The sequence below is a fragment of the Caenispirillum salinarum AK4 genome, assembly GCF_000315795.1.
GTDB classification, from domain to species: domain Bacteria; phylum Pseudomonadota; class Alphaproteobacteria; order Rhodospirillales; family Rhodospirillaceae; genus Caenispirillum; species Caenispirillum salinarum.
Genome location: NZ_ANHY01000012.1, coordinates 23,150 through 47,338, shown reverse-complemented (window position 1 = coordinate 47,338; position 24,189 = coordinate 23,150). Strand labels below are relative to the sequence as shown.

Here is a 24,189-nt window from a genome sequence, read left to right as displayed (position 1 = left end):
ATGGAGGACATCGTCGCCGGCTTCGCTCAGGCGTTCGACCTGCTGACGGGACTGGACCCGGCGCTGGTGGAAATCGTCGCGCGCAGCATGATCGTCAGCCTGTCGGCGGTGGCGCTGGCGGCGGCGGTGGGCCTGCCGCTGGGCGCGGCGCTGGCGTTGGCGCGGTTTCCCGGGCGGCGAGCCTGCCTGGTCCTGGTCAATGCCGCCATGGGCCTGCCGCCCGTGGTCGTGGGGCTGGCGCTCTACCTGCTGCTGTCCCGCAGCGGACCCTTCGGCGTCTTCGGACTGCTGTTCACGCCCGAGGCGATGATTATCGCCCAGGCCATCCTGGTCGGCCCGATCATCACCGCCCTGACGCGACAGGCCGTGCAGGACCTGTGGCGCGAGTACCACGAGCATCTCCGGTCGCTGGGGGCGACGCCGCTGCGGGCCGTTCCGACGCTTCTGTGGGACGGCCGCGTGTCGTTGTTCACCGCGCTGCTGGCGGGGTTCGGCCGGGCCACCGCCGAGGTCGGCGCCGTGATGATCGTCGGCGGCAACATCGACCACGTCACGCGGGTCATGACCACGACCATCGCCCTGGAAACCAGTCGCGGCGACCTGGCGCTGGCGCTCGCGCTCGGGATCGTGCTGCTGGTGGTGGCGCTGGCGGTGAACGTCGCGGCGTTCCTGGCCCAGGAGCGCGCGGCGGGGAGCCAGGGCGCGTGACGTCTCCGCTGATGACCGTGCCCGAGGTTGCCGCCTACCTCCGCCTGGGGGAGCGCAAGATCTACGACCTCGTCTCCCGCGGCGACATTCCCTGTGTGCGGGTGACGGGCAAGCTTCTGTTTCCGCGCGCCCACATCGACCTGTGGCTGACCGAGCGGGCCGACCTGCCGCAAGGCATGCCCCGGCGGCCGCAGCGCCCGCCGGTCATCACCGGCAGTCATGACATGCTTCTGGAATGGGCGGTGCGGCAGTCGGGCTGCGCGCTGGCGCTGCTCATGGACGGCAGCGGCAACGGCCTCAGGCGTTTCGCCGAGGGCGGGGCCGTCGCCTGCGGCGTCCATGTCGTCGATCCGGACACAGGCGTGTTCAACGGCCCGGCGGTAGAGCGCGCGCTGGTCGGCGTGCCGGCCGTCCGCATTCATTGGGCGCGGCGGGAGACGGGGCTGGTGCTTCCCGCCGGCAATCCGTCCGGCATCCGCACCCTCGCCGACTTCGCCAACGCCGACATCACTTTCGCCGACCGGCCGCCCGGCGCCGGCGGCCATATCCTTCTGCGCCACCTGATGCGCCAGGAGGGATTGCCGGCCGACGGCCTGTGGCGCTCGCGCCGGGAAGCCGTCAACGAGGCCGACGTCGCCAGCCTCATCCTGGAAGGCAAGGCCGGGGCGGGCTTCGCCCCGCGCGCCGCCGCCAACCGCTTCGGCCTCACGTTCATCCCGCTGGCGTGGGACGAGTTCGATATCGTGATCGAGCGGCGCGACTACTTCGACCCGCCGTTCCAGGCCCTGCTGCGGTATGCCCGCTCGCCGGCGCTGGTCGACAAGGCCCGGCTGCTCGGCGGCTACGACATTTCCGGCCTGGGCGAGGTGCGCCACAACGCGCCCTGAGCGCGCCCCCGTCCGGGCTGGGTGTACGTCAGCTTCCGGCCGCGTTCGGGAAGAACAGCTGGTCGCCGTCGATCTTGTATTCCGCGATGGCTTCCTGCCCCTCCGGCGACACGAGCCAGTCGGCGAAGGCCTGCGCGTCGTCGGCCTTCACATGAGGGAACCTCTCGGGGTTCACCACGATCACGCCGTACTGGTTGAACAGCGCCGGATCGCCCTGGAACACGATGCCCAGATCGCCGCGGTTGCTGAAGTTGAGCCAGGTGGCGCGGTCGGAGAGCGTGTAGGCATCCATCCCCGCCGCCGTGTTCAGGGTCGCGCCCATGCCCGATCCGGTCTCGCGGTACCAGTCGCCGCTGGCGTCCTTCACGTCGACGCCGGCCGCCTTCCACTGCGCCAGTTCCGCCTTGTTCGTGCCGCTGTCATCGCCGCGCGAGGCAAACGGCGCCTCGGCCTCGGCGATCTTTGCCAGGGCGCCGGCCGCGGTCCCGGCCGCGCCGGCGCCGGCCGGATCACTTTTCGGGCCGACCAGCACGAAGTCGTTGTACATCACGTCCCGGCGCTCCAGGCCGTAGCCTTCGGCGACGAAGGCCTCTTCCGACGGCTTGTGGTGGACGAACAGAATGTCGGCGTCCCCCTTCTCCGCCATGCGGATGGCTTTCCCGGTGCCCACGGCGACCACCCGGACGTCGATGCCGGTCTTGTCCTCGAACTTCGGCAGCAGGTGCTCGAACAGGCCGGACGCCTGCGTGGAGGTGGTCGAGGCGACGGTGATGAACCGGTCCTCGGCCTGGGCGCCGGCGGCCAGCCCGACGACGACGGCGGCGGCGGCGGCGGCGGCGGCACGGGTCAACAAGCGCATGAACGAACCTCCGTTTCCACTGTATTGTATTCAGGCGGTCAGGTCCCCGGCGAGGAAGCGGCGGCCCAGTTCGGACCGCGGCTCGGCCAGAAAGACGTCGGCCGGCCCGCTTTCCACCAGACGGCCGTCCGCCATGAAAAGGACGTCGTGCGCCAGCCGGCGGGCCTGGGCGAGGTCGTGGGACGCCATGATCACCTTGATTCCGGACGCCACGACGGACGCGACGGCGCGCTCGACCGCGGCTGAATGCGCGGGGTCCAGGCTCGCCGTCGGCTCGTCCAGGAAGAGCACCAGCGGCCGCAGGGCCCGCGCCTGCGCAAGGGCGACCAGTTGCTGCTCTCCGCCCGAAAGGACCCGCGCCTGCCGCCCCGCCAGATGGGCAAGCCCGCCTTCTTCAAGCGCCGCCATCGCAAGGCCGCGGCGCTGGCCGCGCGGCACCCGCCGCATCGCCAGGGCATAGACCAGGTTGTCGAGCACCGGCCGGCGCAGCATGACCGGGCGTTGGAAGACCATCGCCTGATGGCGCGCCGCCCGGGAAACCGGCAGGCCGCCCCAGCTGATCGTACCGCTCGCGGGTTCGACCAGCCCGTGCAGAAGGCGCAGCAGCAGGCTCTTGCCGGCGCCGTTGTGCCCGAGCAGGAAGGTCGGCAGCGATGTGTTCAGGCAAAAGGAGATGTCGCGCAGGAGCTCGCGCCCCCCGGCGGCGAAGGAAAGCCCTTCGACGCGCAGCGGTATCAGCGGCATGTCGCTTGTCTGCACCGAAGCACCCGAAGGGCGCGGATGCTCAAGAATGATCTGCATCTACAGTCCGTTCCGCATGACTATTCCGACCATGCGGATCAGCCATTTCCCGTTCCAGGAAAATCGTGCGGCACAACGGCCACATGGGAACTCCATGCAGCAGTATGCAGTCAGATGCAGCGAAACGTCCGAACGCCCCGACTACGGCGCCGGGTCAGGCTTGAAGTAGAAGGCGGAGTGGCCGCGCAGGTTCTGATCCACGATCAAGGCATGGTTCAGCGGCGGGAAGGCCCGCTGGCTGCAATCCAGGCGTTCGCACAGGCGGCAGTTGACGCCGATGGGCACCGCGGCTTCCCGATTGTCGAGCTGGAAGCCGTCGGCGTGGACCAGTTGCGCGGCATGGTGTGCCTCGCAGCCCAGCGCCAGGGCGAAGCGCTGTGGCGGCTGGCGGTGGCCGCCGCCGGGCTTGGTCATGGACTGCGCCACGAAGAAGTACAGCGTGCCGTCGGGCATTTCCGCCAGCTGGGTGTGCAGGACGCCCGGCATGGCAAAGGCGTCGTAGACGTTCCACAGCGGGCAGGCCCCGCCGAAGCGCGCGAACTGCAGCGGCGCGGCGCTGAAGCGCTTGGACACGTTGCCCGCCTTGTCGACCCGGATCATGAAGAACGGCACGCCCCGCGCGCCCGGCCGCTGCAGGGTCGTCAGCCGGTGGCAGATCTGCTCGTAGGTGACGTCGAAGCGGTGCTGCAACAGGTCCAGGTCGTACCGGTGCCTGCGCGCCGCGGCGTAGACCTTGTCGTAGGGCAGCAGCACCGCCCCGGCGAAGTAGTTGGCCAGCCCGACGTAGGCCAGTTCGCGCGCTTCCCGCGTGCTCAGGGAGGCGCTGTCGATGATCCTGCGGAACAGGTCGCCGTGTTCCAGCAGGCCGATCTTCACCGCCATGTGGAAGACGCGGGCCTGCGGCGACAGCAGCTCCGACAGCATCAGCCGGTTGTTGTGGCGGTCGAAGCGGCGGATGGCGTGGCCCATCACCTCCACCGGCATCCGCTTCACGCGCAGCCTGTGGGCGTGGGCCAGATGGTCGGTCAGGCTGCGGCTCAGCTCGCCGATTTCCAGATTCGCCTGCCGCCACAAGTCCTCGGCGGCCTCTTCGATCTTGGGGAAGTGGTTCTCGTGGGCCTGAAAGAAGTCGCGCACTTCCTCCAGCGGAAAGGCCTTGGTCTGGAGAACCTGCAGCTTGTCGCGGTCGGCCACGCGCTCCGACAGGGCGCGGATGGCGACGTGCGCCTCGGAATAGGCATGGTAGAGGTCGAGCACCGCCTCGCTGAGCGCCGGCGCCACCGACGCGATCTCGCGCACGTCCTGCTTCTTGATGTCGTTGTCGCGGAACAGCGGATCGGCGAAGACTTCCGTCAACTCGCCGGCAAGCCGCGCCTCCTCGGTGTCGGCGAAGGACTGGATCTCGACGTCGAACGCCTGGCTCAGCTTGATGAGCAGGCGGGCCGTCACCGGCCGGTGATTGTTCTCGATCAGGTTGAAGTAGCTCGGCGACAGGCCGAGGCGCTCGGCCATCTGGGCCTGCGTCAGGTCGAGGTCCCGCCGCAGGCGCCGGATCTTGTGACCCAGCATGACCTTGCCGTCTTTCGCCATTCCTCTGTCCTTCACATTGGAGGACTGGCAATACAGCAGAAGGTCCGGCTCGCCGTCAACGAAAGCGGGAGCGGCCGGCGGCCGCTCCCCTTTCCTACCGGTCATTCGGCGGCGGTGCGCGCCGTTTCCGAGACCATGCGGCGCATGACGTCGCCGGTGGCGATGATGCCCGCGGCCTTGCCGTTCTCGGTCACCACCAGATGGTGCACCCGGTGGCCGGTCATGAACGACACCGCCTGGGTCAGGGTGGTGCCCGCCTCCACGGTGTAGGGGTCGGGGGTCATCACCTGCTTCACCGGCGTGTCGTGGACCACCTGCGTCGGCCGCCCCTGCCCCGCCAGCACCACGTCGGTGTGGGAGACGATGCCGACGGGCTTGCCCTGGTCGGCGACCACGACGGCGGTGGTGTTGCGCTCCAGCATCAGGCGCGCGGCGGTCGCCAGGGTGTCGTCCGGGCCGACCATGGACATGTCGCGGACCATGATGTCGCGCACCGTCGCGCCGTCGTTGGCCCCGCCGGCCGCTTCGGCGGTCTCGGCCGCCTCCACGTCCTCCAGCGGGATGGAGACCGGCACCAGGCGCGGCAGGTCGTCCTCCTGGTGGGCCGGCATGTCCGGGTGCGGCAGCGGCATCGGTTCGTCGGCGGTCTTGCCAAGGCCGAACTCCGTGGCGCCGACCAGCACGCCCATGTTGCCGTGCGGGTGCTTGTTCTCGTACATGAGCTGGTGGGCGTCGGGGATTTCATCCCAGGTGAACCCGCGCGACAGGCAGGGGTCGATCAGGCCCTGGATGACCATGTCGTTGAAGGCGTAGCACTGCGCGTCGTTGGCGAAGTGGGAGCCCTGAACGCGCTTCTGGCGCATCCACATATACCGCAGGTCGACGGTGGCGTTGTAGCCCGTGGTGCCGGCGCAGATGGCGACCATGCCGCCGGTGTCGCAGACGAACAGCGACGTCGGGATGGTGGTCTCGCCCGGATGCTCGAAGACGATGCGCGGCTGCTTCTTCTCGCCCAGCACCTCCCAGATGGCCTTGCCGAAGGAGCGCACGCCCTTGAGCCACGTGTTGTAGCCCGCCGTGTCCTTCCAGTGCGGCAGCATGCCCCAGTGGTCGAAGTTCTTGCGGTTGATGCAGCCCTTGGCGCCCAGCTGCTGGCAGTAGTCGAACTTGTCCTCGCCGGAAACGACCGCGATGGGCACGGCACCCTTCGCCTTGGCGATCTGGATGGCCATGGAGCCGAGACCGCCGGCCCCGCCCCAGATGAGCGCCACGTCGCCCTCGCGCAGGGCGTGCTCGTTCCAGCCCAGCAGCATGCGGTAGGCGGTCGCGCCGACCAGCATGTAGGCGGCGGCCTCTTCCCACGTCAGGTGCTTGGGCTTGGGCGCGCACTGGGTGCCCTTGACCTTGGTGAACTGGGCGAAGCTGCCGTAGTTGGTCTCATAGCCCCAGATGCGGTAGGTGGGCGAGTACATCTGGTCGACGCCCGCCTGCACGCTCGGGCATTCCGGGTCGTAGGTGCCGCAGTGGACCACGACCTCGTCGCCGACCTTCACGTTGGTGACCTTCTTGCCCACCTTGTAGACGATGCCCGACGCGTCGGAGCCGCCGATGTGGAACTCCTCGGGCTCGCCGGCCTTGTTGCGCGCGGCGATGACGTTGACCGGGATGCCGAGGCCCGCCCACACGTTGTTGTAGTTGACGCCGGCGGCCATGACGTAGACGAGGCAGTCGTAGTCGCCGATCTCCGGCACGTCCACGACTTCCTTCTCGAAAGCCTTCGACGGCTCGCCGAAGCGCTCGGGCCGGATCAGCCAGGCGTGCATCTTGGCCGGCACTTCGCCGATGGGCGGCATCTCGCCGATGTCGTACAGGTCCTTGGTCATGGTCGCGTCCCTCGTTTTGTTGCGACGCGATGATGTATGACAAAATTTTCTTCCGCAATGCACAATCTGATGTAAATTTGCAAACTTGCAAACTTTCTGCAGCGAAAAATGCGAAAACCTGAAAATTTTGAAAATCCGCCGCCGTGATCTGAACCGGGGCGGGAAACAGGCACAGCGCGCCAGAAGGCGGCTGTGCCTGGACAGTATGATCGCGGGTGCGAAGCGGCGCCAGCCTCTGTCATATCAACCGCCCGACAGGCGGGTCCTGTTCCGGCGGCTTTCAAAGGGTTCGAAGGCGCCGCGCGCCACGGCGCCGATGTCGCAGCGCTCGATGCCGATGTCCTTCAAGTCGCGGTCGGTCATCGCGTGCAACTCGGCGATCTCGCGGGCGATGCGGCGCCGCTCGGCCAGGCGGTGCGCGGCGCGGGCAAACGTTTGCGCCACGGCTCGAAGAACGGTGCTCACCTGGCGTTCGAGGGTCGAGCCGTCGACGACGGCGTTCAGGGTCTTTTCCATGGTCTTTTCCTCCGGGGGCGAGGACCGGCCCCATGCCGTCCTCCCATGCCCCCACGATGCCGCGCGCCAGTGGAAGCGGCCGTGGAAGGCGGCGTGGAAACGGCGTGGAATCCGTGCCGCCGCCTTTCGGATGAACCACCGCATACGGCTTTCGCGCGCGGTGGGCGTCGCGGTGCTTTGCTAAACTTCCGGCTTGAACGGCAGCGGACGTCGGCTCATGGACGGACGGCTGGAGATCGGGGTTCTGGGCGACCTGAAGGTGACTCGTGGCGGCGAGGCGGTGGTGCTGCCCCCCTCGCGCAAGACCCGTGCGCTGCTTGCCTACCTGGCGGTGGTCGACCGTCCCCAGCGGCGCGAGCGCCTGTGCGAGTTGTTCTGGGACATTCCCGACGATCCGCGTGGCGCCCTGCGCTGGAGCCTGTCGAAGCTGCGCCGCATCGTCGACGACGAGGGCCGCGTCCGCCTGGACGCCCAGCGCGACACGGTCTTCCTGCACACCGACGGCATCGACCTGGACCTCGACCGTGTCGCCGGACTGGACCCCGAGCGACTGGAAGAGGTGGAGACGTCCACGCTGGAGGACGCCGTGTCGGCCTTCCGAGGCGGCTTCCTGGAAGACCTGTACCTGTCCAACTGCCCCGAGTTCGAGGCGTGGCGCATGGCCCATGCCAACGCGCTGGAAATCCTGCGCCTGCGGCTGCTGCGGGACCTGATCGGGCGCCTGCGCGACCACCCCGACCGCGCCCTGCCCCATGCCCACGCCCTGCGCGCCCTCAGCCCGGAGGACGAGGATCTGGCCCGCGAGGTCGAGGCCCTGGCGGCCGCCGCCCGCGCGGCCGCCGGGACGGCGCGGCTGGCGGCGCCTCCCCCACCGCCGCCTGCACAAGCCGACGCGCCGGAGGAGGACATTCGGTTCTGCACCACGCGCGACGGCCTGCGCATCGCCTGGGCACCGGCCGGAGCCGGGCCGCCGCTGCTGCGGGCCGGGCACTGGATGTCGCACTTACGCTACGACCGCGAAAGCCCGGTCTGGCGCCACTGGATCAAGGCGCTCTCGGACGGCCACACCTTCATCCGCTATGACGAGCGCTGCTGCGGACTGTCCGGCACCACCGAGGATGTCTCGTTCGAGGCCATGGTGGGTGACCTGGAGGCGGTTGCCGACGCCGCCGGGCATGACCGCTTCGCCCTGCTCGGCATTTCGCAGGGGGCGGCGGTGGCGGTGGCCTATGCGGTGCGCCACCCCGGGCGGGTATCGCACCTGATCCTGTACGGCGGCTACGTCCAGGGCTGGCGCAAGCGCGGCAATCCCGGCGAGATCGCATCGCGCGAGGCCATGGCCGTGCTCATGCGCGAGGGGTGGGGGCAGAACCATCCGCTGTTCCGCCAATTGTTCACGTCGCTGTTCATCCCCGGCGCGACGCCGGAGCAGATGGCGTGGCTCAACGACCTGCAAATGCGCACCATGTCGCCCGCCGACGCCTATCGGCTTCAGGCAAGCTTCGGAGAGGTCGACGTCTCGGCCCTGCTGGACCGCGTGAGCGTGCCGACGCTGGTCCTGCACGCCCGCGAGGACGGCGTGGCGCCGCTGGACCAGGGCCGCGCCTTTGCCCGCGGCATTGCCGGCGCGCGGTTCGTGGAGCTGGACAGCGCCAACCACATCCTGCTGGCCGGCGAGCCCGCCTTCGACCAGTTCCTGCGCGAGCTGCGGGCGTTCACCGGCACCGAGCAACCGCGGCCCCGGGCACCGGCGCCTATGCCCGCCCCTGCCCCGGACCAGTCCCGCAAGCAGGTGACCGTGCTGGCGCTGGAGATCATCAGCCCGCTCACCGCCTTCGAGGACGACGACCCCGAGGCCGCCCTCGCCGTCATGGACCCGCTGATGGCCGCCGCCCGACGCGCGGTGGACGACGCCGGGGGCGTGGTCATCGGTGCCGACCCCTCGGGCCTCACCGTCCTGTTCGGGGCGCCGGTGGCGCAAGAGGGGCACGCCTGGCAGGCCTGCCGCGCCGCGCTGGCCATTCGCGACGCCGTATCCGTCCAAAGCGGCGGAAGCGCCCGGATGCGCGCCGGCATCGACACCGGAGAGGCGGTGGTGCGCGGCTCGGGCACCCTGGCTGCCTTCAGCGGCGGTCTGGAAGTGGCCGGGGCGCCGGTGCGGCTCGCCCGCACGCTGACTGGCTGCCTGAGGCGCGCCGCCATCGCGGCGACCGACCGTGCCCGCTCCGCCGCCGGCGGCTCGGTCCGCACCGAGCCCCTCCCCCGCTCCGAGTGTCCCGGCTGGAGCCGCGACCGGCCGGTGTTCGAGGTTCTGGAGGAAAACCGCGCGCTCACCCGCTGGCACCTGCGCGCCGGCCGCATCCTGACGCCCATGGTGGGGCGGGAGACCGAGCTGCAGCTGCTGATCCGGGCCCTTGGCCGCGCGCGGGCCGGGCACGGCCAGGTGGTGGGCGTGGTGGCCGATCCGGGCCTCGGCAAGTCGCGCCTGACGCATGAATTCCTGGCGTCGGAGGCGGTCGCCGGCTGCATCCTGGTGGAGGTCGGCGCACTGGAATTCGATGCCAATGTCAGCCACGGCGTGCTGCGCAAGCTGGTCCGCGCGCTTCTCGGCATCGGCGAGACCGATCCGCCCGAGGCCGCCCGTGCCGCCGTCTCCCGCCGCCTCTCCGTCCTGCCCGGATCGGAGGCGCTGCTGCCCCCGCTGCTCTTTGCCCTGGACCAGCCGCCGGCGGATGCCGCCTGGGACACGCTGGACGCCGGCGCCAGGCGCGAGCGGATGACAGAGGCGGTGCGCGTGCTGCTGTCGCTGGAGGCGCGGCGGGCGCCCGTGGTGCTGCTGGTCGAAGACCTGCACTGGATGGACCCGGGCAGCGACGCCGTCCTCGCCCGCTTGGTGGAGGGGCTGGACGCGCTGGGGGTGCTGCTGCTGGTGACCTACCGGCCGGAATACCACCCGCCGTGGTCGGGGCGGAGCAGCTTCCAGCCCCTGCGCCTGGACCCGCTGGACCGCTGGGAAACGCAGGAACTGGTCCGCGCCCTGCTCGGCGACGATCCCAGCGTCGCGACGCTTCTCACACTTCTGGCTGAGCGCGCCGACGGCGTGCCCCTGTTCGCCGAAGAGACGGTGCGCACGCTGGTCCAGGACGGCCGGCTGGAGGGGCGCCCCAGCCGCTATCGCGCGCTGGTGCCGGTCACGGCGGTGGAGGTTCCGCCGACGGTGCAGTCGGTCATCGCCGCCCGCATCGACCGTCTGGCGGAGGACGACCGCCACCTGCTCCAGGCCGCCGCCGTGGTCGGCAAGGACGTGCCGGTGGCGCTGCTGGAAGCCGTGGCCGACTTGCCGCCGGACCGGCTGGCGGCGGCGCTGGGGCGGCTCCAGGCGGCGGAGTTCCTGTTCGAGACCCAGTGCTACCCCGAGCGCGAATACACCTTCAAGCACGCCATCACCCACGACGTCGCCTATGCCTCGCTGCTGCGCGACCGTCGGCGGACGATCCATGCCGGCGTGTTGGCGGCCATGGAAGCCCTCTACGCAGGGCGCCTGACCGATCACATCGAGAAGCTGGCCGATCACGCGGTGGAGGCGGAAGCCTGGGACAAGGCGGCGCGCTATCTGGTGGAGGCCGCCGACCGCGCCATCGACCGATCCGCCTACGCCGCCGCCGCCCAGGCGCTGGAAAAGGCGGCACGCGCCCTTTCCGCCCTGCCCGAGACGCCGGAGGCGCTGCGCCGCGCCGTCGACATCCGCACCCGGATGCGCCCGGCCCTGGACGGCATCGGCGCCTTCCACGCAGCGTTCGAACGCCTGCAGGAGGCCCGCGCCCTTGCCGCGCGGCTGGAGGACCCGGAACGGCTGGCGCAGGTGCTGCTTCACACCAGCTACATCGAAAGTACCCACGGCCGCCTGGACGACGCCATCGCCACAGCCGATGCGCTCAAGGCGCTCGCCAAGGCCAAGGGGCTGGAGCGGTACGGGCGGGAGGCGGACCTGGCGGCCTCGCAGGCGCTTCTGCTGCGGTCCGATGCGAAGGCGGCGGAGCGGCGGCTGGCGCCTCATCACGACCACTTCGTCGGCCTGCGCGGCGACCGCTTCGGCCAGTTCGGCACGCGGTCGGTCTGGTATCTGGGCCATGCGGCGCTGGCGGCGGCGTACCTGGGTGATGCGACGCGGGCGCGGACCCTGTCGGATCAGGCGGCGACGCTGGCGGCCGAGACGGGACGGCCCTTCGATACCTTCTTCGCCACCTACTTCCGCACGCGCGCTCTTCTGCTGACCGACGCCCGGGCCATCGACATTCCGGCGGTGGAGGCGGCGGCGGCCGGCTGCCGGGAACACCCCAAGCTGATCTTCCAGTGCTGGCTGCTGGCGACGCTCGGCCATGCCCTGCTCCTGCGCGGCGACGGGACGATGACACTGGCCGCCGCCGCCACTCTGGATGCGGCGCAGGCGGCGGCCGACCGGTTCCACATGCGGCAGTTCCTGGACTATGCGTCGGTGGTCCGCGCCTGCTGCCCGGCCGCGCCCGGCGTCGACCCCATCGCCCGCCGCGCCGCGCTGCGCGAGGCCCTGGCGCGGACGGAAGCGATGCGCGACCGCTGGCTGCGGGTGCAGGTTCTGCGTGCCTTGGCCCAAGCCCTGGCGGATGCGGGCCAAGCCGCCGAGGCCGCCGCGCTGTTGGACGATGCGCTGCGCACGGCGGAAGCGGCCGGCTACCGGCTGGAGGCCGATCGGTGCCGGGCGGCCATGAAGACCGGGGCGCCGTTGGGCGTCAGCGCGACGGCGACGTCTCCCGCGCCCGGACGATGAGCGGCCGTCGCCTGCGCATCTCCGCCATGACATGCTCCACATCGGCGGGTGCCACCGCATGCGCCTGAAGGGCTTCCTGCAGCAGGCCCAGCATGGCGTCGAAGTCCTCCGGCCGGATGTCGAGCCCGGCATGGACCTCGCGCAGCCGCCCGTCCGATTGCGCCGCCGGCCCGCCCATGACGCTGCCCAGGAACCGGGCCTGATGGTCCACCAGCCGCGCCATGTCGGTGGTGGCGAAGAAAGCCGCCAGGCGCTCGTGCTTCAGCACCCGGTCGTAGAAATCGAAGACGAGGCGCGCGACGGCGGCGGGCCCGCCGAGGCGGGCGTAGAGCGTGTCCATGACGGCGGCTCCACCATGCGGCCACGGACCCGCACCCGGCAACGGACGGCGGCGCAAACCCGGGCGACACTTGAAATCGTACATGCGTCGCCCGGCAAGGCCCACCGGCCGCCGCGCCTTATGGCGCGTGAGCCTGCGTGGCGCTTGAACGCAGCGACGACGATGCCAATCGTCGTCGCGGATAAAGATCAAGCCTACCGCCGGCCGTCGGGGGGCGTCCACGGGCCATCAGGCGGGGACCGGCGTGATCGAAGGGCGCAGGTGCCGCGCCTTCGGCACGTCCGGCCACGTGAGCATGTGCGCGACCTCCGCCTTCATGGCCTTGTTGAGGCCGATGTGCAGGGCCTTCAGCTCCGGCACCGTCCAGTCGAAGGAGGCGACGGCATCGGTGACCTCGAACAGGGGCCGCGAGAGGGTGTCGCGCACCGCCTGGTATTCGGCCAGCGCGGCATCCGTGCCGGCAGCGGCGGCGTTCGCCAGAAGCTCGGAATCGCGGAAGGCATCGGTGATGCCGTGTGCCGTCAGCGGGTCCTTGAAGTATCCCGCATCGCCCACCAGCGCCCAGCCGGGACCATGGGCGCGGCGGAGGAAGCCCTTGCGGCCGGTAAAGGCCAGCAGCCGTCCTTCCAGACGCGCACCCTTCGCCGCCATCTCCGCCGGCAGGTCGGGCGCGCTTTCGGCGACCACGGCATTGAAGCCAGCCGCCGCGCCGTCACGCATCATGCCCTTGAAGCGCCCCGGCGGCATGGAGGCGAAGACGCAGGCCCGCCCGGCCGTGGTCGGGATGACGCCGGCGGAAACGTTCGGCCGGTAGAACCAGCGGTAGGCGTCGCCGGACAGGCCGGTGAAGTAGCCGTAGATAACCGCCGAGGCATGGCGCGCCTTCACCTCCACCGGTGCCCCGGCCAGCCGCGCCACCGCCGAGCCGATGCCGTCGGCGCCGACCACCAGCCCGGCGGTCACGGCGACCTCCCGCCCCTCCTCGTCGCGCAGAATGCCGCCGGTAACCCGGCCGTTTCCGTTGCGCATGAGCGCGGTCAGGGTGTGGTGGTGGCGCACCTGCACGCCGGCTTCTTGCGCGGCGTCCACCAGAATGCTGTCCAGCACCATGCGGCGGGGTGAATAGAGGGCATCGGTGCCGTGGGCGGGCGCGATCTCGATGTCCAGCACCTCCTCGTCGTAATGGAATTCGGTGCGGCGGACGGCGGGCGTGTTCATGGCCCTCACCCGCTCCAGCAGCCCCCAGCGGTGCAGTTGCAGGACGCCGCCGCGCATCAGGGCGTGGGTGGACAGCGTGTCGGTGCCGTAGCCGCCCCGATCCGCCATCAGGACGGACAGGCCGTGGCGGGCCAGAAGCATGGCGGTGGCCGCGCCCGCGCAGCGGGCGCCGATCACCAGGACATCGACGGTCAGGGCTGTACGCGTGCTCATGGTCGGTCTCCCGAGGGTCAGGCCGCGACGACGCGGCGCACGGTCGCCAGGTGGCGGACCAGATGATCGGCGAGCGCCTCGGCATCCCGCCCGACGCCGCCGATGAAGTTGCTCGATCGGTGGCGGAGGAACCGCAGTCCCAGCACCACCAGGCCCGGCGCCGGCGTGACGCCGCCGTCGTGGATGATCTCTCCGGCCGCATCCAGCACCGGCACGTGCAGCCACGAATAGTCGCGGCGGAACCCGGTGGCCCAGATGACGGTGCCGATGCCCTCCGCCCGCAGGTCCAGGCGCGACGGCGTGGCGGGCGCCGTCAGCGGCCGGGGCCGCGCGCCGGATGTGCCGGCGAAGGCGTCGATGCCGTCCAGCAGCCGCACCATGCGGGCATCGGCGGCGGCCATGGCCTCCGGCAGGTCGTCGGCGAAGGCCATCCGCCCGCCGGTCACTGCCCCGGCACGGCCCGTCAGCCGCACGCCCGCGTCCATGAGCGTGCCCAGGTCCAGGCTCCCGTGATCCGGCCGCCCGACCAGCTGCATGGAGGGCTGGCGGCGGGCGCGCTCCAGGTTGGGGACGGCCTGGGCGGGCTGGGTGAGCGTGCCCATGCGGTCGAACCACCACAGGATGTCCCGCCCCAGATACCGCCGGGGCAGCCGGATGTGGCGGCCGACCGAGAGCGTCACGCGCCGCCCGGCCCGCGCCAGTTCCTCGGCCAGTTGCAGGCCCGAGGCCGAGGCACCAACCACCAGCACGCCGCCGTCCCGCACCATGGAGGGATTGCGGTAGGCCGTCGGCGTCAGTTGGTCGATGTCGTCGGGCAGCGCGGCGGAGGCCGGCGGGATCAGCGGCACGCCGCACATGCCGGTCGCGACCACCACCGCCGGCGCCTCCCATGCGCCGTGGCTTGTTTCCACCCGGTAGCGGCCATAGCCGCGGCGGGTGACGGAGCGGACGGACACGCCCGTCTCCACCGGGCAGGCGCCGGAGGCGGCGTAGTCCTCCAGGAACCGCACCACCTCGGCCATGCTCATGAAGCCGTCGGGGTCGGGTCCGTCGTAGGCGCGGCCCGGCAGGCGGGTCATCCAGTTGGGCGTGAGAAGGCGCAAGCTGTCCCACCGCTCCGACCGCCAGCGCTCGCCCACGCGGCCGCGTTCGAGCACGACATGATCGACGCCCCGGCGGGTGAGGCAATGGCTCATGGCAAGGCCCGCCTGGCCGCCGCCGATGATGATGACGCTGGTGCGGAACATGGGACTGATCTCCGGGATCAAGGCCGGCTCGACGGCCGTCCGGTCCGGCTTAAGGCTCGGACGGCCGTCGGCGCGGGGCTTCGTCAGGCGTCGACCATCACCTCGACGGGGACGCCGTTGGTGAGGATGTCGAAGACGGCGGAGCGCTTGCGGGACTGCTCCACGATCTCGCGCAGCTTCTGGGGGGAGGCATCGCCCTCCACCGCGAAGCGGATGCGGATCGCCTGGAAGCCGTTGCGCACCTCGTCCGACAGGCCGAGGATGCCGCGCAGGTCGATGTCGCCTTCCACGCTGCTTTCCACGCTCCGCAGCCGCACCCCGCGCGCCGCCGCGATGTTGGCGATGCCCGCCGTCAGGCAGGCGGCCAGGGCGTGCAGCACGAACTCCACCGGCGTCGGGCCGTTGTCGGCGCCGCACAGGACGGCGGGGTGGTCGGCATCGGCCTTGAACACCGCCGCGTGGACGTGCTCCCCGCCCGCGCCGAAGAAGCCCGACATGGTGCTGCGGCTGTGGGTGCCGTCCACCCAGCGGCTCTGGGCGCGGAACTGGAACCGCGCCAGCTCCGGCTGGCCGCCGACGGCGTTGATGGTGGCGAACAGCGCCGGCGTGTCGACGCCGTTCATGGGCTCCGGCGCCTTGTGCTCGGCCTTGTCCATCGTGGTGGTGGTGTCCATGGTCATCTGGGTCATCGGACCGTCTCCTGGTCTTGGGTTGTGTCTCTTCGTCTGGACTGCGGGCGGGTCTGCGTCCGCCTCACGAAGACAGGTTTAGGCCCTGCGCGTGGAAGGCCGCGTGGAAACGGCAGTGGAATTGACGGGGCTAGTCGTGGAATTGCCCAGGGCCTCGATTCACACGGTCAAGCCATTGTTCCGGAAAGAAAAAAGCCGCACCACCACGACACCCCGAAGGGTGCCGCAGGGCGCGGCAAGGCCGGTTGAGCGCAGAGAGATCGCTCGGGGCTGCGGGCCTATTCGGCCGGCATGGGGGTGGCGCGGGGCCGGATGTTCTGGTTGACGCGGAACAGGTTGCCGGGGTCGACCTCGGCCTTGATCCGCGCCAGCCGCTCCATGTTGGCGCCATAAGCGCTGTCGGTGCGCCCGCCCTCGTCCTCCGGCATGAAGTTGACGTAGGCCGTGCCGGCGGCGAAGGGGGCGGTGGCGTTGAACAGCCCGCGCGCCCAGGCGATGCAGCGGGCGTCGTCGGCCCTGTCCTGCCAGCGCGCGTGCACGTTCATCACGTAATGCGGCCGGCGCTGCGGGAAGGCCGTAGCTTCCACCGGAACCCGCGACGACGCGCCGCCGACATGGCCGAAGAACACCTCGCACTCGCCGGTCGGCAGACGGTCGGCGTAGTTGAACACCGCCTCCATCGCGGCGTCGGGCAGCGTCAGGAAATCATGGGTTTTCCAGTAGTTCCGCGCTCCCGGACCGGCCGAGGCGTCGAAGGCCATCTGCCAGTCGGCGAAGGACTGCGGACCGACGGCGGTGCCGATCGCGCCGGGCAGCGCCAGCACGGGCGCCAGGGCGGCGTCGGCATCCTCCAGCGGCCCGACGTGGCAGACCACCAGGATCAGAACGTCGGTCCCGTGCACCTCCTCGGGCAGGAACGGCAGCGGCGGCGCCTTGCGCAGGACGGCCCAGACGGTCAGGTCGTCCGGCCCGTCGGCGATGGAGGCGCGGTAGGTTTTCATAATCTCCCGCGCGCGGTCCATGGGAAAGACCACCAGCCCGGCCGTCACCTGGGGCCCCAGGTCGTGCAGGGCGAACTCGAACGCCGTCACGATGCCGAAGTTGCCGCCGCCGCCGCGCAGGGCCCAGAACAGGTCCGGGTTCTCGGTGGCCGAGGCGCGCCGGATGGCGCCGTCGGCGGTGACCACCTCGGCGGCGGTCAGGCTGTCGATGGTCAGGCCGTGCTTGCGGGTCAGCCAGCCGAAGCCGCCGCCCAGCGTCAGCCCGGCGATGCCGGTGGTGGAGTTGATGCCCGTCGGCACGGCCAGGCCATGCGCCTGCGTTTCGCAGTCGACGTCCGACAGCAGGCAGCCCGGTTCCACGACGGCGCGGCGGGCGGCAGGATCGACGTGCACCGACCGCATCAGCGACAGGTCGATGAGCACGCCGCCCTCGCACACAGCCCGGCCGGCAATGTTGTGGCCGCCGCCGCGTACGGCCAGCAGAAGTCCGTGCTCGCGGCAGAAGTCGACGGCGCGGGCGACGTCGGCCGCGCCCCGGCAGCGCACGACGACGGCCGGATGGCGGTCGATCATGGCGTTCCACAGGGTGCGCGCCTCGTCATAGCCGGCGTCGCCGGGCAGGCAGACGGGGCCGCGCACCGCGGCGCGCAGGGCCTCGACGGCGGCGACGGGCACGGCACGGTCATAGCCGTCCAGCGTGGTGACGAGAATGGTCTCGTCCGCGCGGGTGAGGGTGTCGAAGGGTGTCATGGGTCTGGTCCCCGGTCTGGAATGCGGGTGGCCGGTTGACCGGCGTCTCACCAGGGACCGTAGCGGGCGCGGCAGAGGGCGCTTGTGCGAAAAGGCACAGGCTGTGAGATGGGTCACTCTTCCTCGGCTTCCCGGATCATTTCCAGAAGGCGGTCGGGATCGGTGAGCACCAGCCCGCCGCGCCGCCTTTCCAGCAGGCCCGCCTTTTCCAGCGCCCGCAGTTCACGGTTGACGGCCTCGCGGCGGGCGGCGACCCGGGCGCCGATCTCCGCATGGGTGGGCGGCGGCGAAAGCACCGCGGCCCGCCCGTCCGCCGACGGCCGGGACAGGCGCAGAAGCTCGGCGTAGATGCGGTGGCGGGCATTCAGCGTGCCGTACTCGTTCACCCGCGCCGACAGCCGCCGCACCTGCCCGGCCAGCAGCGCCAGCACCTGGTCGCAGGCGTCCGGCCACCGGTGAAGCGTCTCGCGGAAGACGCCCGCCGACATCCGCGCCACCGTCACAGCGGTCAGCGCCAGGATGCCGGCCGAGCGCGGGGCGCCGTCGATGGCGGCCAGCTCGCCGAAGAACTCGCCGTCGCCGATGTCGCGCAGGATCACGTCCTGCCCGCCGACTGTGCGGATCAGCACGCGCACGCGCCCGACGGTGACGAAGAAGACGTCGGTGCCGTCCTCGTCGTAGTCCAGGATCCACTGGCCGGGCTCGTAGCGCTTCCAGCCGCAGCGGGTGTCCAGCCGCGCGATCTCCTCGGCCGGCAGGGAGGCATAGAGCGGGATGCGGCCCAGGGTTTCCAGGGTGCGCGCGGCGGCGGCCGTCATGGTGATGCTCCCCGGCAGCGCCACAGGACCATGTCGCCCCGCCCGCGCACGGGCACCGGACCAAGGGCCTCGAACGAAAACGTCGAGGCACCCGACCCGAGGCGGCGCCAGGCACGGTCGGTGAGGTAAAGGGCCTCATCCGCACCCAGGCCCGACAGGCGGCTTGCCACATTGACAACATCGCCCCAGACGTCGAAGGAGAACTTGGTCCGGCCGACGGCGGCGGACAGCACCGGACCAGCATCGATGCCCACCCGCATGCGCCAGTGGGGGTGCTGGGCGCGAAGGCCCGAAAGCATGTCCAGCCCGCCGCGCAGGCAGGCGCCGACGGGGTCGGGGTTGGGCAGCAGCAGGTTGGCCGTTACCGCCACGCCGTCGCCGACGCCCTTGATCTTCTCCAGCCCGTGACGGTCGAGACATCCGTCGCAGGCGTCCAGCAGGCGCTCCAGCTCCTCCACCACCTGTTCGGGCGGGTGGGCCTCGGCATAGCGGGTGAAGCCCACGATGTCGGCGAACAGCACCGCCACATCCTCGTGCCGGCGGGGCGTGACCCGGCCCGTCGCCTTCAGTTCCGTCACAGCCGGTGCGGGCAGGATGGCGTGCAGCAGCGCATCGGCACGGGCGCGTTCGGCCTCGATCTCGCGCAAGTAGGCGGCTTCCCGGTCGCGCCAGCGCTTCTTCTCCAGGCAGGCCTGGACGCGGGCGCGCAGGAGCGCCGGCTCGAAGGGCTTTGTCAGGTAGTCATCGGCGCCCAGTTCCACGCCGGCAACCACGCTCGCCAGGTCGTCGAGGGCCGAGATCATCACGACGGGCACGTCGCGCAGCCGAGCCGAACCGCGCATGGCCGCCAGCACGGAAAAGCCGTCCACCACCGGCATCATCACGTCCAGCAGGACCAGATCCGGCGGATCGTCCTCCAGCATCGCCAGCGCGGCCATGCCGTCCGAGGCCAGCAGCGGATCGCAGTCCATGGCCTCCAGCTCCTGCTCCAGCAGGTCGCGGTTGGCCGCGTCGTCGTCGACGATGAGGACGCGCGGCAGCTGCGCCGCCACGGTGTCGCGGGTCATGGCGCCGGCTCCCCGTCCAGCGCCCCGGCACCAAGGAAGGCGCGCAGGCGGTCGAACAGCTGGTCCTCGTCCAGCGGCTTGGCGAGATACTCGTCGCACCCGGCCGCCCGCGCTTTCTCGGCATCCCCTGCCATGGCGTGGGCGGACAGGGCGATGACGGGGATGGACGCCAGCTCCGGGTCGGCCTTCAGGCGGCGCGTCGCCTCCCACCCGTCCAGCACGGGCAGGGACAGGTCCATGAGGATGATGTCCGGCCGCACCCGCGCCGCCGCCGCCAGCCCCGCCGCCCCGTCGGCGGCCGTGACGACCGTGCAGTGATCCTCCAGAAGCTGGACCATGAGGTCGAGGTTCATCTCCACGTCCTCCACCACCAGGATGGTCGCCGTCATGACACCGCCTCCCCCGTCTCCGCCGGGTCCGGCGCAACCGCTCGCGGCGGCAGGATCACGCGAAAGACGGAACCGCCGCCCGGCCGGTCGGCCAGCGTGATGTCGCCCCCCATGAGCCGCGCCAGCCGTCGGCTGATGGACAGCCCGAGGCCCGTGCCGCCGTGCGCGCGCGTCGGGCCGCCGTCGACCTGCCGGAATTCGTCGAACACCAGCTCGCGGGCGTCTTCCGGGATGCCGATGCCGGTGTCGGTCACCGTGATCTCCACCCCCTCCGCCACCGCGCGGGCGGACACGGTGACGGTCCCCGCCTCCGTGAACTTGACCGCGTTGCTCAAGAGATTGAGCAGTATCTGCCGCACCTTGCCCTGGTCGGCGAGCAGGTCGGGCAGCGCCGGGTCCAGGTCGGTTTCAAGCCGCACGCGGCCAGGCCGGCGGATCATGGGCTCGACGGTGCGCAGGGACTGCTCCACCAGCGGCGGCAGGGCGAAGCGGACAGGGCGGACGTCCATTTGCCCGGCCTCGATCTTCGACAGGTCCAGCACCTGGTTGATGAGCGACAGCAGGTGGTTGGCGCTGGCGAGAATCTTTTCGAGGTTCCCCACTTGGCGTTCCGGCAGCACGTCGCGCCCGCGCCGCAGGACGATGCGGGTGAACCCGATGATGGCGTTCATGGGCGTGCGCAGCTCGTGGCTCATGTTGGCGAGGAACTGGGACTTGGTGCGGCTGGCGTCCTCCGCCCGGCGCTTCTCGGCGGCGTAGCGCTGGGCCAGTTCCACCTGCACCGCCGCCTGGCGCTGAAGCGCGGCGCGGGAGCGTTCCAGGTCGGACACCGTGCGGCGCAGCGCGGCCTCCGCCTGCTTCAACTCCGTGATGTCGAAATAGGTGAGCATCCGCCCGCCGTCGGGCAGCGCGATGCCGTGGAACTGGATGATGCGGCCGTTGGCCAGCGCCAGTTCGCGGGAGGGAATGCCGCCGGCGCGCACCTCTTCAATGCGGTCTTCCAGATAGGCCGGCCATTGCTCGCGCGTGACCGGATACAACCCGGCGCGCATGCTCTGCTCCAGGTCCTGGCGCAGGGTGCGGGGGTGGTCGTAGAAGTCCTGCGGAATGCCCCAGATTTCGCGGTAGGCCCGGTTGGCGAGCCGCGCCTTCAGGTCCGGACCGCAGAACAGGACGCCGTAGTCGATGGTGTCCAGCACGGCGTTCAGGTCGCGCAACGCGGCGTCCTTGAGCGCGCTGGCGTCGCGCAGTTCCTGCTCGCGCTGCTTCAGGATGGAGATGTCGTGGAAGCCCGCGATGACGGCCGGCTGGCCCTCGTGCTCGGTCTGCACGGCGTTGACCAGCGCCCAGAACTCCCGGCCCGAGGGCAGGCGCAGGCGCACCTCGCACTGCTCCGCCCGGCCCGTGCGCTGAAGTCGCTCCTTGAGCATGGCGCGGTGCTCGGGCGCGATGAAGCGCTCCACCCCCGGCGCGCCCAGAAGCTGGTTCAGCGGAATGCCCGCCACCTCTGCCATGCGGCCGTTGGCATAAAGGATCGTGCCGTCGTCCTGGCGGGTGACGGTCAGCGGGAAGGGTGCTGCCTCAAGCAGGCGGCGGTGGCGGCGCTCGGCGGCATGCAGGGCCTCCATGGCGCGGCGCTCCGCCGTCACGTCCTGATAGGTGAGCATCCGCCCGCCGTCGGGCAGCGCCACCACGCGATAGAGGATCGTCCGCCCGTCCAACCGCTTCATCTCGCGCGGGGCCGTGGGACCGGCGCGGATGGCGGCCATGCGGCCGGCGACATAGGCTTCCCATTCGGCGTCCGGCACGTCGTAGAGCCCGGCGTGACGGTTGACGTCGAACAGCATCCGCACCGGCGTGCCCGGCGTCGCCAGGCTTTCGGGGATGTTCCACAGCTCTCGGTAGGCCCGGTTGCCGATGCGGATCCGCAGGTCGCGGTCAAGAAACAGGATGCCGTAGTCGATGACGTTGAGCAGCGCCAGCAATTCCCGCTGGTTGCGCAACTCCCGCTCCGCCCGCGCGCGCTCGTCCAGCTCGCGGCGGAGCTGTGCGTTGAGGTCGGCAAGCGTGCCCTTCTGTGCGGTCAGCGCCCGCTCGCGCGCGTCGATACGCTGAGCCATTTCCTCGAAGGCGCGGGACAGGATGCCCACCTCGTCGCGCCGGACGGTGTCCAGGTCCGACACCGGCCGCCCCGCCGCCACAGCGCGGGCGGCGCCGGTCAGGCGCTTCAGCGGCGCGCTGACGTGGCGGCGCAGCACCCAGGACAGGATCACCAGCTCGATCACCAGCGCCAGCAGGCCCAGCGCCATCACCAGCCTTGCCGTGCGGAAGGCCTGGTCGCTGAGCAAGGCGCGCGGAAAGGCAGTGATGAGAAACCACCCCGGCCCGTCCAGACGGGTGACGGCCAGAACTTCGCCGTCGGTGCGGTTCTCGACGATCACATCGTCTGCGCCCTCCCGCGCCAGGTCCAGTGTGCGGGCGAGATGGGCGTCGCCGGTGCGGGCCACGGTCAACTGGCCGCTGCTGGCCTGCACCGCCTCCATGAAGCGGGGGTGGGCGATCAGGCGGCCGTCGTCGCGCACAAGCAGGCTGTAGGGGCCGCCCGGCTCGCTGGTGGCGATGCGGGTCATCAGGTCGTTGAGCAGCAGGTCCTGCCCGAAGCTCGCGAGCAGCCGGCCGTTTTCGGACACCGGGCGCAGGGCCGAAACCACCCATTCGGCCGCACCATAGTCGTAGTAGAGGTCGGACCACTCCGCATGGGGCACCGTGCCTTCGGCCGGCAGGGGATGGTCCGCCTGCGACAACAGGTCCAGCTTGCCGAAAAGCTGCCAGTCGGAGGCCTCCAGCGCCCACGGCGTGTCCGGCCAGAACATGAGCACCGCCGGCTCGGGCAGGACCATGTAGAAGTTGGTGTAGCCGGCCCGGAACGCCGGCCCCAGGCGCGCGAGCACGTCGTAGCCCGCCACGATGCGGCGCTTCAGATCGTCGTCCACCAGCACATGCTTGCCGATGAAGCCGGTCACGCCGGTGCGCCAGAAGACATCCTCGGCGACGCGCAGCGTGCCGTCGTCGTGCCGGTCGAACAACACGTCGAAGCGATGGCGCACGTCGGGAAAGCCGGTCAGCGTGAGCTGCCGGTCGTAGGAGGTGGCGGCGATGTCCAGGTTGGCGCCGGCATGGGTGAAAACCATGCTCTCGCGGGCGCGGCGTTCCTCGATGGTCGTGCGCAGGCTGGCCAACGCCTGGCTTTCCAGCCCGGCCTCCACCTGCCGATACGCCAGCAGGGTCGCCACCACGACCACGAGCGTGATGCCCAGACTGACCGAGCGCAGCGCCCGCCATGCCAGCGACGCGCCGCGGCCGTCGCGCGCCGTGCCGGCGGCGGTCACGGCACCATGCGGGCGAGCGGCGGCGGCGTGTCGATGCCCAGCCGCGCGGCGATGCGCTGGTTGAACAGCAACTCGCCCTCCCTGTTGTAGGCCAGCGGGATGTCACCCGGCCGCTCGCCGTGCAGGATGCGTTGCGCGGCCTCGGCCATGAAGCGGCCCTGCTCCTCGGGCACCTTGGCGACCGCCAGCAGCGTGTACGGCGCCAGCCACGCAAAGTCGGTGCCGGTGGGAATGCGGGTTTCCTCTTCCGTCAGGCGGCGGGCGGCGGTTTCGTCCCAGTCGGTCAGCGCCCCGACGCCCAGCACCACCAGCATGTCCACCTCTGACTGCGCACGGCGAAAGGCCGTCGTCCACTCAGGGAAGCTGGAAACCAGGTAGACGGCGTCGTAGGACAGGCCGAACAGCTTTTCGTGGTGGGCCAGTTCCTTGCGCTTGGTGTCGGTGTCCTCGGCAATGAAGCCGATGCGGTCGCCACGCGCGTGGGACCGCAGAAGCCGCACGATCTGCGGGATGGGCGAAACCTCGACCATGCCGGTGACATTGCCGTAGGGCAGGCCGTAGGCACCCGCATCCCAGTTCAGGCCCGAGAAGACGATGGGCAGGTCGGCGTCGCGGAAATGCGGCATGATGACGTACCGCGCGACGGGATCGTCGCTGGTTGTCACGACGTGGGGGCGAAAGGCCTCGATGGTGCGCAGGACCGCCTCCACCGCGCCGGCGATCTGGTGCGGCTCGGCCTTGCGCTTGGCGTCCATGTGGATGATGCGCAGGTCGACGCCCGTGTCCTCGAAGCCCTCTCGCACGGCCACCGCGATCCGGTCGTTCCACTCGTTTCCGGCGTGGTAGCTGTCGATGTGCAGGACGCGCTTGCCGGCCAGATGGTCGGCGCGCGCGGGCCCCATGCCGAAGCCGGCGGCGGCGGCGGTCAGCATGACGACGAGAAAAAGCAGGGCCCGGACCATGTCGCCCACCATGGTGACGCGGCGCCGGCGGAGCACGGACGCCACGGGATCCACC

At 70.7% G+C, this 24,189-nt stretch carries 18 protein-coding genes; 3 read left to right on the top strand and 15 right to left on the bottom strand.

Annotated elements, in window-relative coordinates:
• Both C882_RS12525 and C882_RS12520 read left to right on the top strand, forming a co-directional pair.
• Positions 1-708 carry an ABC transporter permease gene (locus tag C882_RS12525; protein WP_009540982.1) on the top strand — a complete coding sequence of 236 codons (708 nt, stop codon included), beginning with the start codon at positions 1-3 and terminating at the stop codon, positions 706-708.
• Positions 705-1,595 (top strand): helix-turn-helix transcriptional regulator, encoded by an 891-nt coding sequence (locus tag C882_RS12520; RefSeq protein ID WP_009540981.1) that lies wholly within the window; start codon positions 705-707, stop codon positions 1,593-1,595. Before C882_RS12525 ends, C882_RS12520 begins: the two co-directional genes overlap by 4 nt.
• Positions 1,596-1,623: 28 nt before the next feature.
• Here C882_RS12520 and C882_RS12515 read toward each other — a convergent pair whose 3' ends face one another.
• The 5 genes from C882_RS12515 to C882_RS12495 form a co-directional block, all read right to left on the bottom strand.
• Positions 1,624-2,454 (bottom strand): substrate-binding domain-containing protein, encoded by an 831-nt coding sequence (locus C882_RS12515; protein ID WP_009540980.1) that lies wholly within the window; start codon positions 2,452-2,454, stop codon positions 1,624-1,626.
• A 30-nt stretch (positions 2,455-2,484) separates the two neighbouring features.
• Positions 2,485-3,255: an ATP-binding cassette domain-containing protein gene (locus C882_RS12510; protein WP_009540979.1), complete on the bottom strand. Its 771-nt coding sequence runs from the start codon at positions 3,253-3,255 to the stop codon at positions 2,485-2,487.
• 141 nt (positions 3,256-3,396) lie between these two features.
• Positions 3,397-4,845 carry a helix-turn-helix domain-containing protein gene (locus C882_RS12505; protein WP_009540978.1) on the bottom strand — a complete coding sequence of 483 codons (1,449 nt, stop codon included), beginning with the start codon at positions 4,843-4,845 and terminating at the stop codon, positions 3,397-3,399.
• 101 nt (positions 4,846-4,946) lie between these two features.
• Positions 4,947-6,728 (bottom strand): crotonyl-CoA carboxylase/reductase, encoded by a 1,782-nt coding sequence (gene ccrA / locus C882_RS12500; RefSeq protein ID WP_009540977.1) that lies wholly within the window; start codon positions 6,726-6,728, stop codon positions 4,947-4,949.
• Positions 6,729-6,971: 243 nt separating this feature from the next.
• On the bottom strand, positions 6,972-7,244 hold the full coding sequence (locus C882_RS12495; RefSeq protein ID WP_009540976.1) for a DUF1127 domain-containing protein: 273 nt from the start codon (positions 7,242-7,244) through the stop codon (positions 6,972-6,974).
• 217 nt (positions 7,245-7,461) lie between these two features.
• On the opposite strand from C882_RS12495, the gene C882_RS23270 reads away from it, so the two are divergent.
• Positions 7,462-12,051 (top strand): alpha/beta fold hydrolase, encoded by a 4,590-nt coding sequence (locus C882_RS23270; RefSeq protein ID WP_009540975.1) that lies wholly within the window; start codon positions 7,462-7,464, stop codon positions 12,049-12,051.
• Here the strand turns inward: C882_RS23270 and C882_RS12485 are convergent.
• From C882_RS12485 to C882_RS12440, 10 genes are all read right to left on the bottom strand, one after another.
• Complete coding sequence (locus C882_RS12485) at positions 12,014-12,391, bottom strand: group I truncated hemoglobin (protein WP_009540974.1); 378 nt, start codon at positions 12,389-12,391, stop codon at positions 12,014-12,016. The genes C882_RS23270 and C882_RS12485 overlap by 38 nt on opposite strands.
• A 228-nt stretch (positions 12,392-12,619) precedes the next feature.
• Entirely contained in the window at positions 12,620-13,822 is a 1,203-nt protein-coding gene (locus C882_RS12480) for an NAD(P)/FAD-dependent oxidoreductase (protein WP_009540973.1), read from the bottom strand.
• A 17-nt stretch (positions 13,823-13,839) separates the two neighbouring features.
• Positions 13,840-15,069: an NAD(P)-binding domain-containing protein gene (locus tag C882_RS12475; RefSeq protein WP_009540972.1), complete on the bottom strand. Its 1,230-nt coding sequence runs from the start codon at positions 15,067-15,069 to the stop codon at positions 13,840-13,842.
• 83 nt (positions 15,070-15,152) lie between these two features.
• Positions 15,153-15,758 (bottom strand): OsmC family protein, encoded by a 606-nt coding sequence (locus tag C882_RS12470; RefSeq protein WP_009540971.1) that lies wholly within the window; start codon positions 15,756-15,758, stop codon positions 15,153-15,155.
• 278 nt (positions 15,759-16,036) lie between these two features.
• A complete protein-coding gene (locus C882_RS12465; RefSeq protein WP_009540970.1) occupies positions 16,037-17,509 on the bottom strand; it encodes an FAD-binding oxidoreductase in 1,473 nt (490 codons plus the stop codon).
• Between the two features lie 113 nt (positions 17,510-17,622).
• On the bottom strand, positions 17,623-18,327 hold the full coding sequence (locus C882_RS12460) for a Crp/Fnr family transcriptional regulator (protein WP_009540969.1): 705 nt from the start codon (positions 18,325-18,327) through the stop codon (positions 17,623-17,625).
• Complete coding sequence (locus C882_RS12455) at positions 18,324-19,394, bottom strand: adenylate/guanylate cyclase domain-containing protein (RefSeq protein ID WP_009540968.1); 1,071 nt, start codon at positions 19,392-19,394, stop codon at positions 18,324-18,326. Before C882_RS12455 ends, C882_RS12460 begins: the two co-directional genes overlap by 4 nt.
• Entirely contained in the window at positions 19,391-19,783 is a 393-nt protein-coding gene (locus tag C882_RS12450; protein ID WP_009540967.1) for a response regulator, read from the bottom strand. The genes C882_RS12455 and C882_RS12450 overlap by 4 nt, the downstream gene beginning before the upstream one ends.
• Positions 19,780-23,172, bottom strand: a complete 3,393-nt coding sequence (locus C882_RS23265; RefSeq protein ID WP_009540966.1) for a PAS-domain containing protein — start codon at positions 23,170-23,172, stop codon at positions 19,780-19,782. The genes C882_RS12450 and C882_RS23265 overlap by 4 nt, the downstream gene beginning before the upstream one ends.
• The gene (locus C882_RS12440; RefSeq protein ID WP_043645391.1) at positions 23,169-24,179 is read right to left on the bottom strand and encodes an ABC transporter substrate-binding protein; all 1,011 of its coding nucleotides are present in this window, start codon (positions 24,177-24,179) and stop codon (positions 23,169-23,171) included. Before C882_RS12440 ends, C882_RS23265 begins: the two co-directional genes overlap by 4 nt.
• Positions 24,180-24,189: the final 10 nt, after the last annotated feature.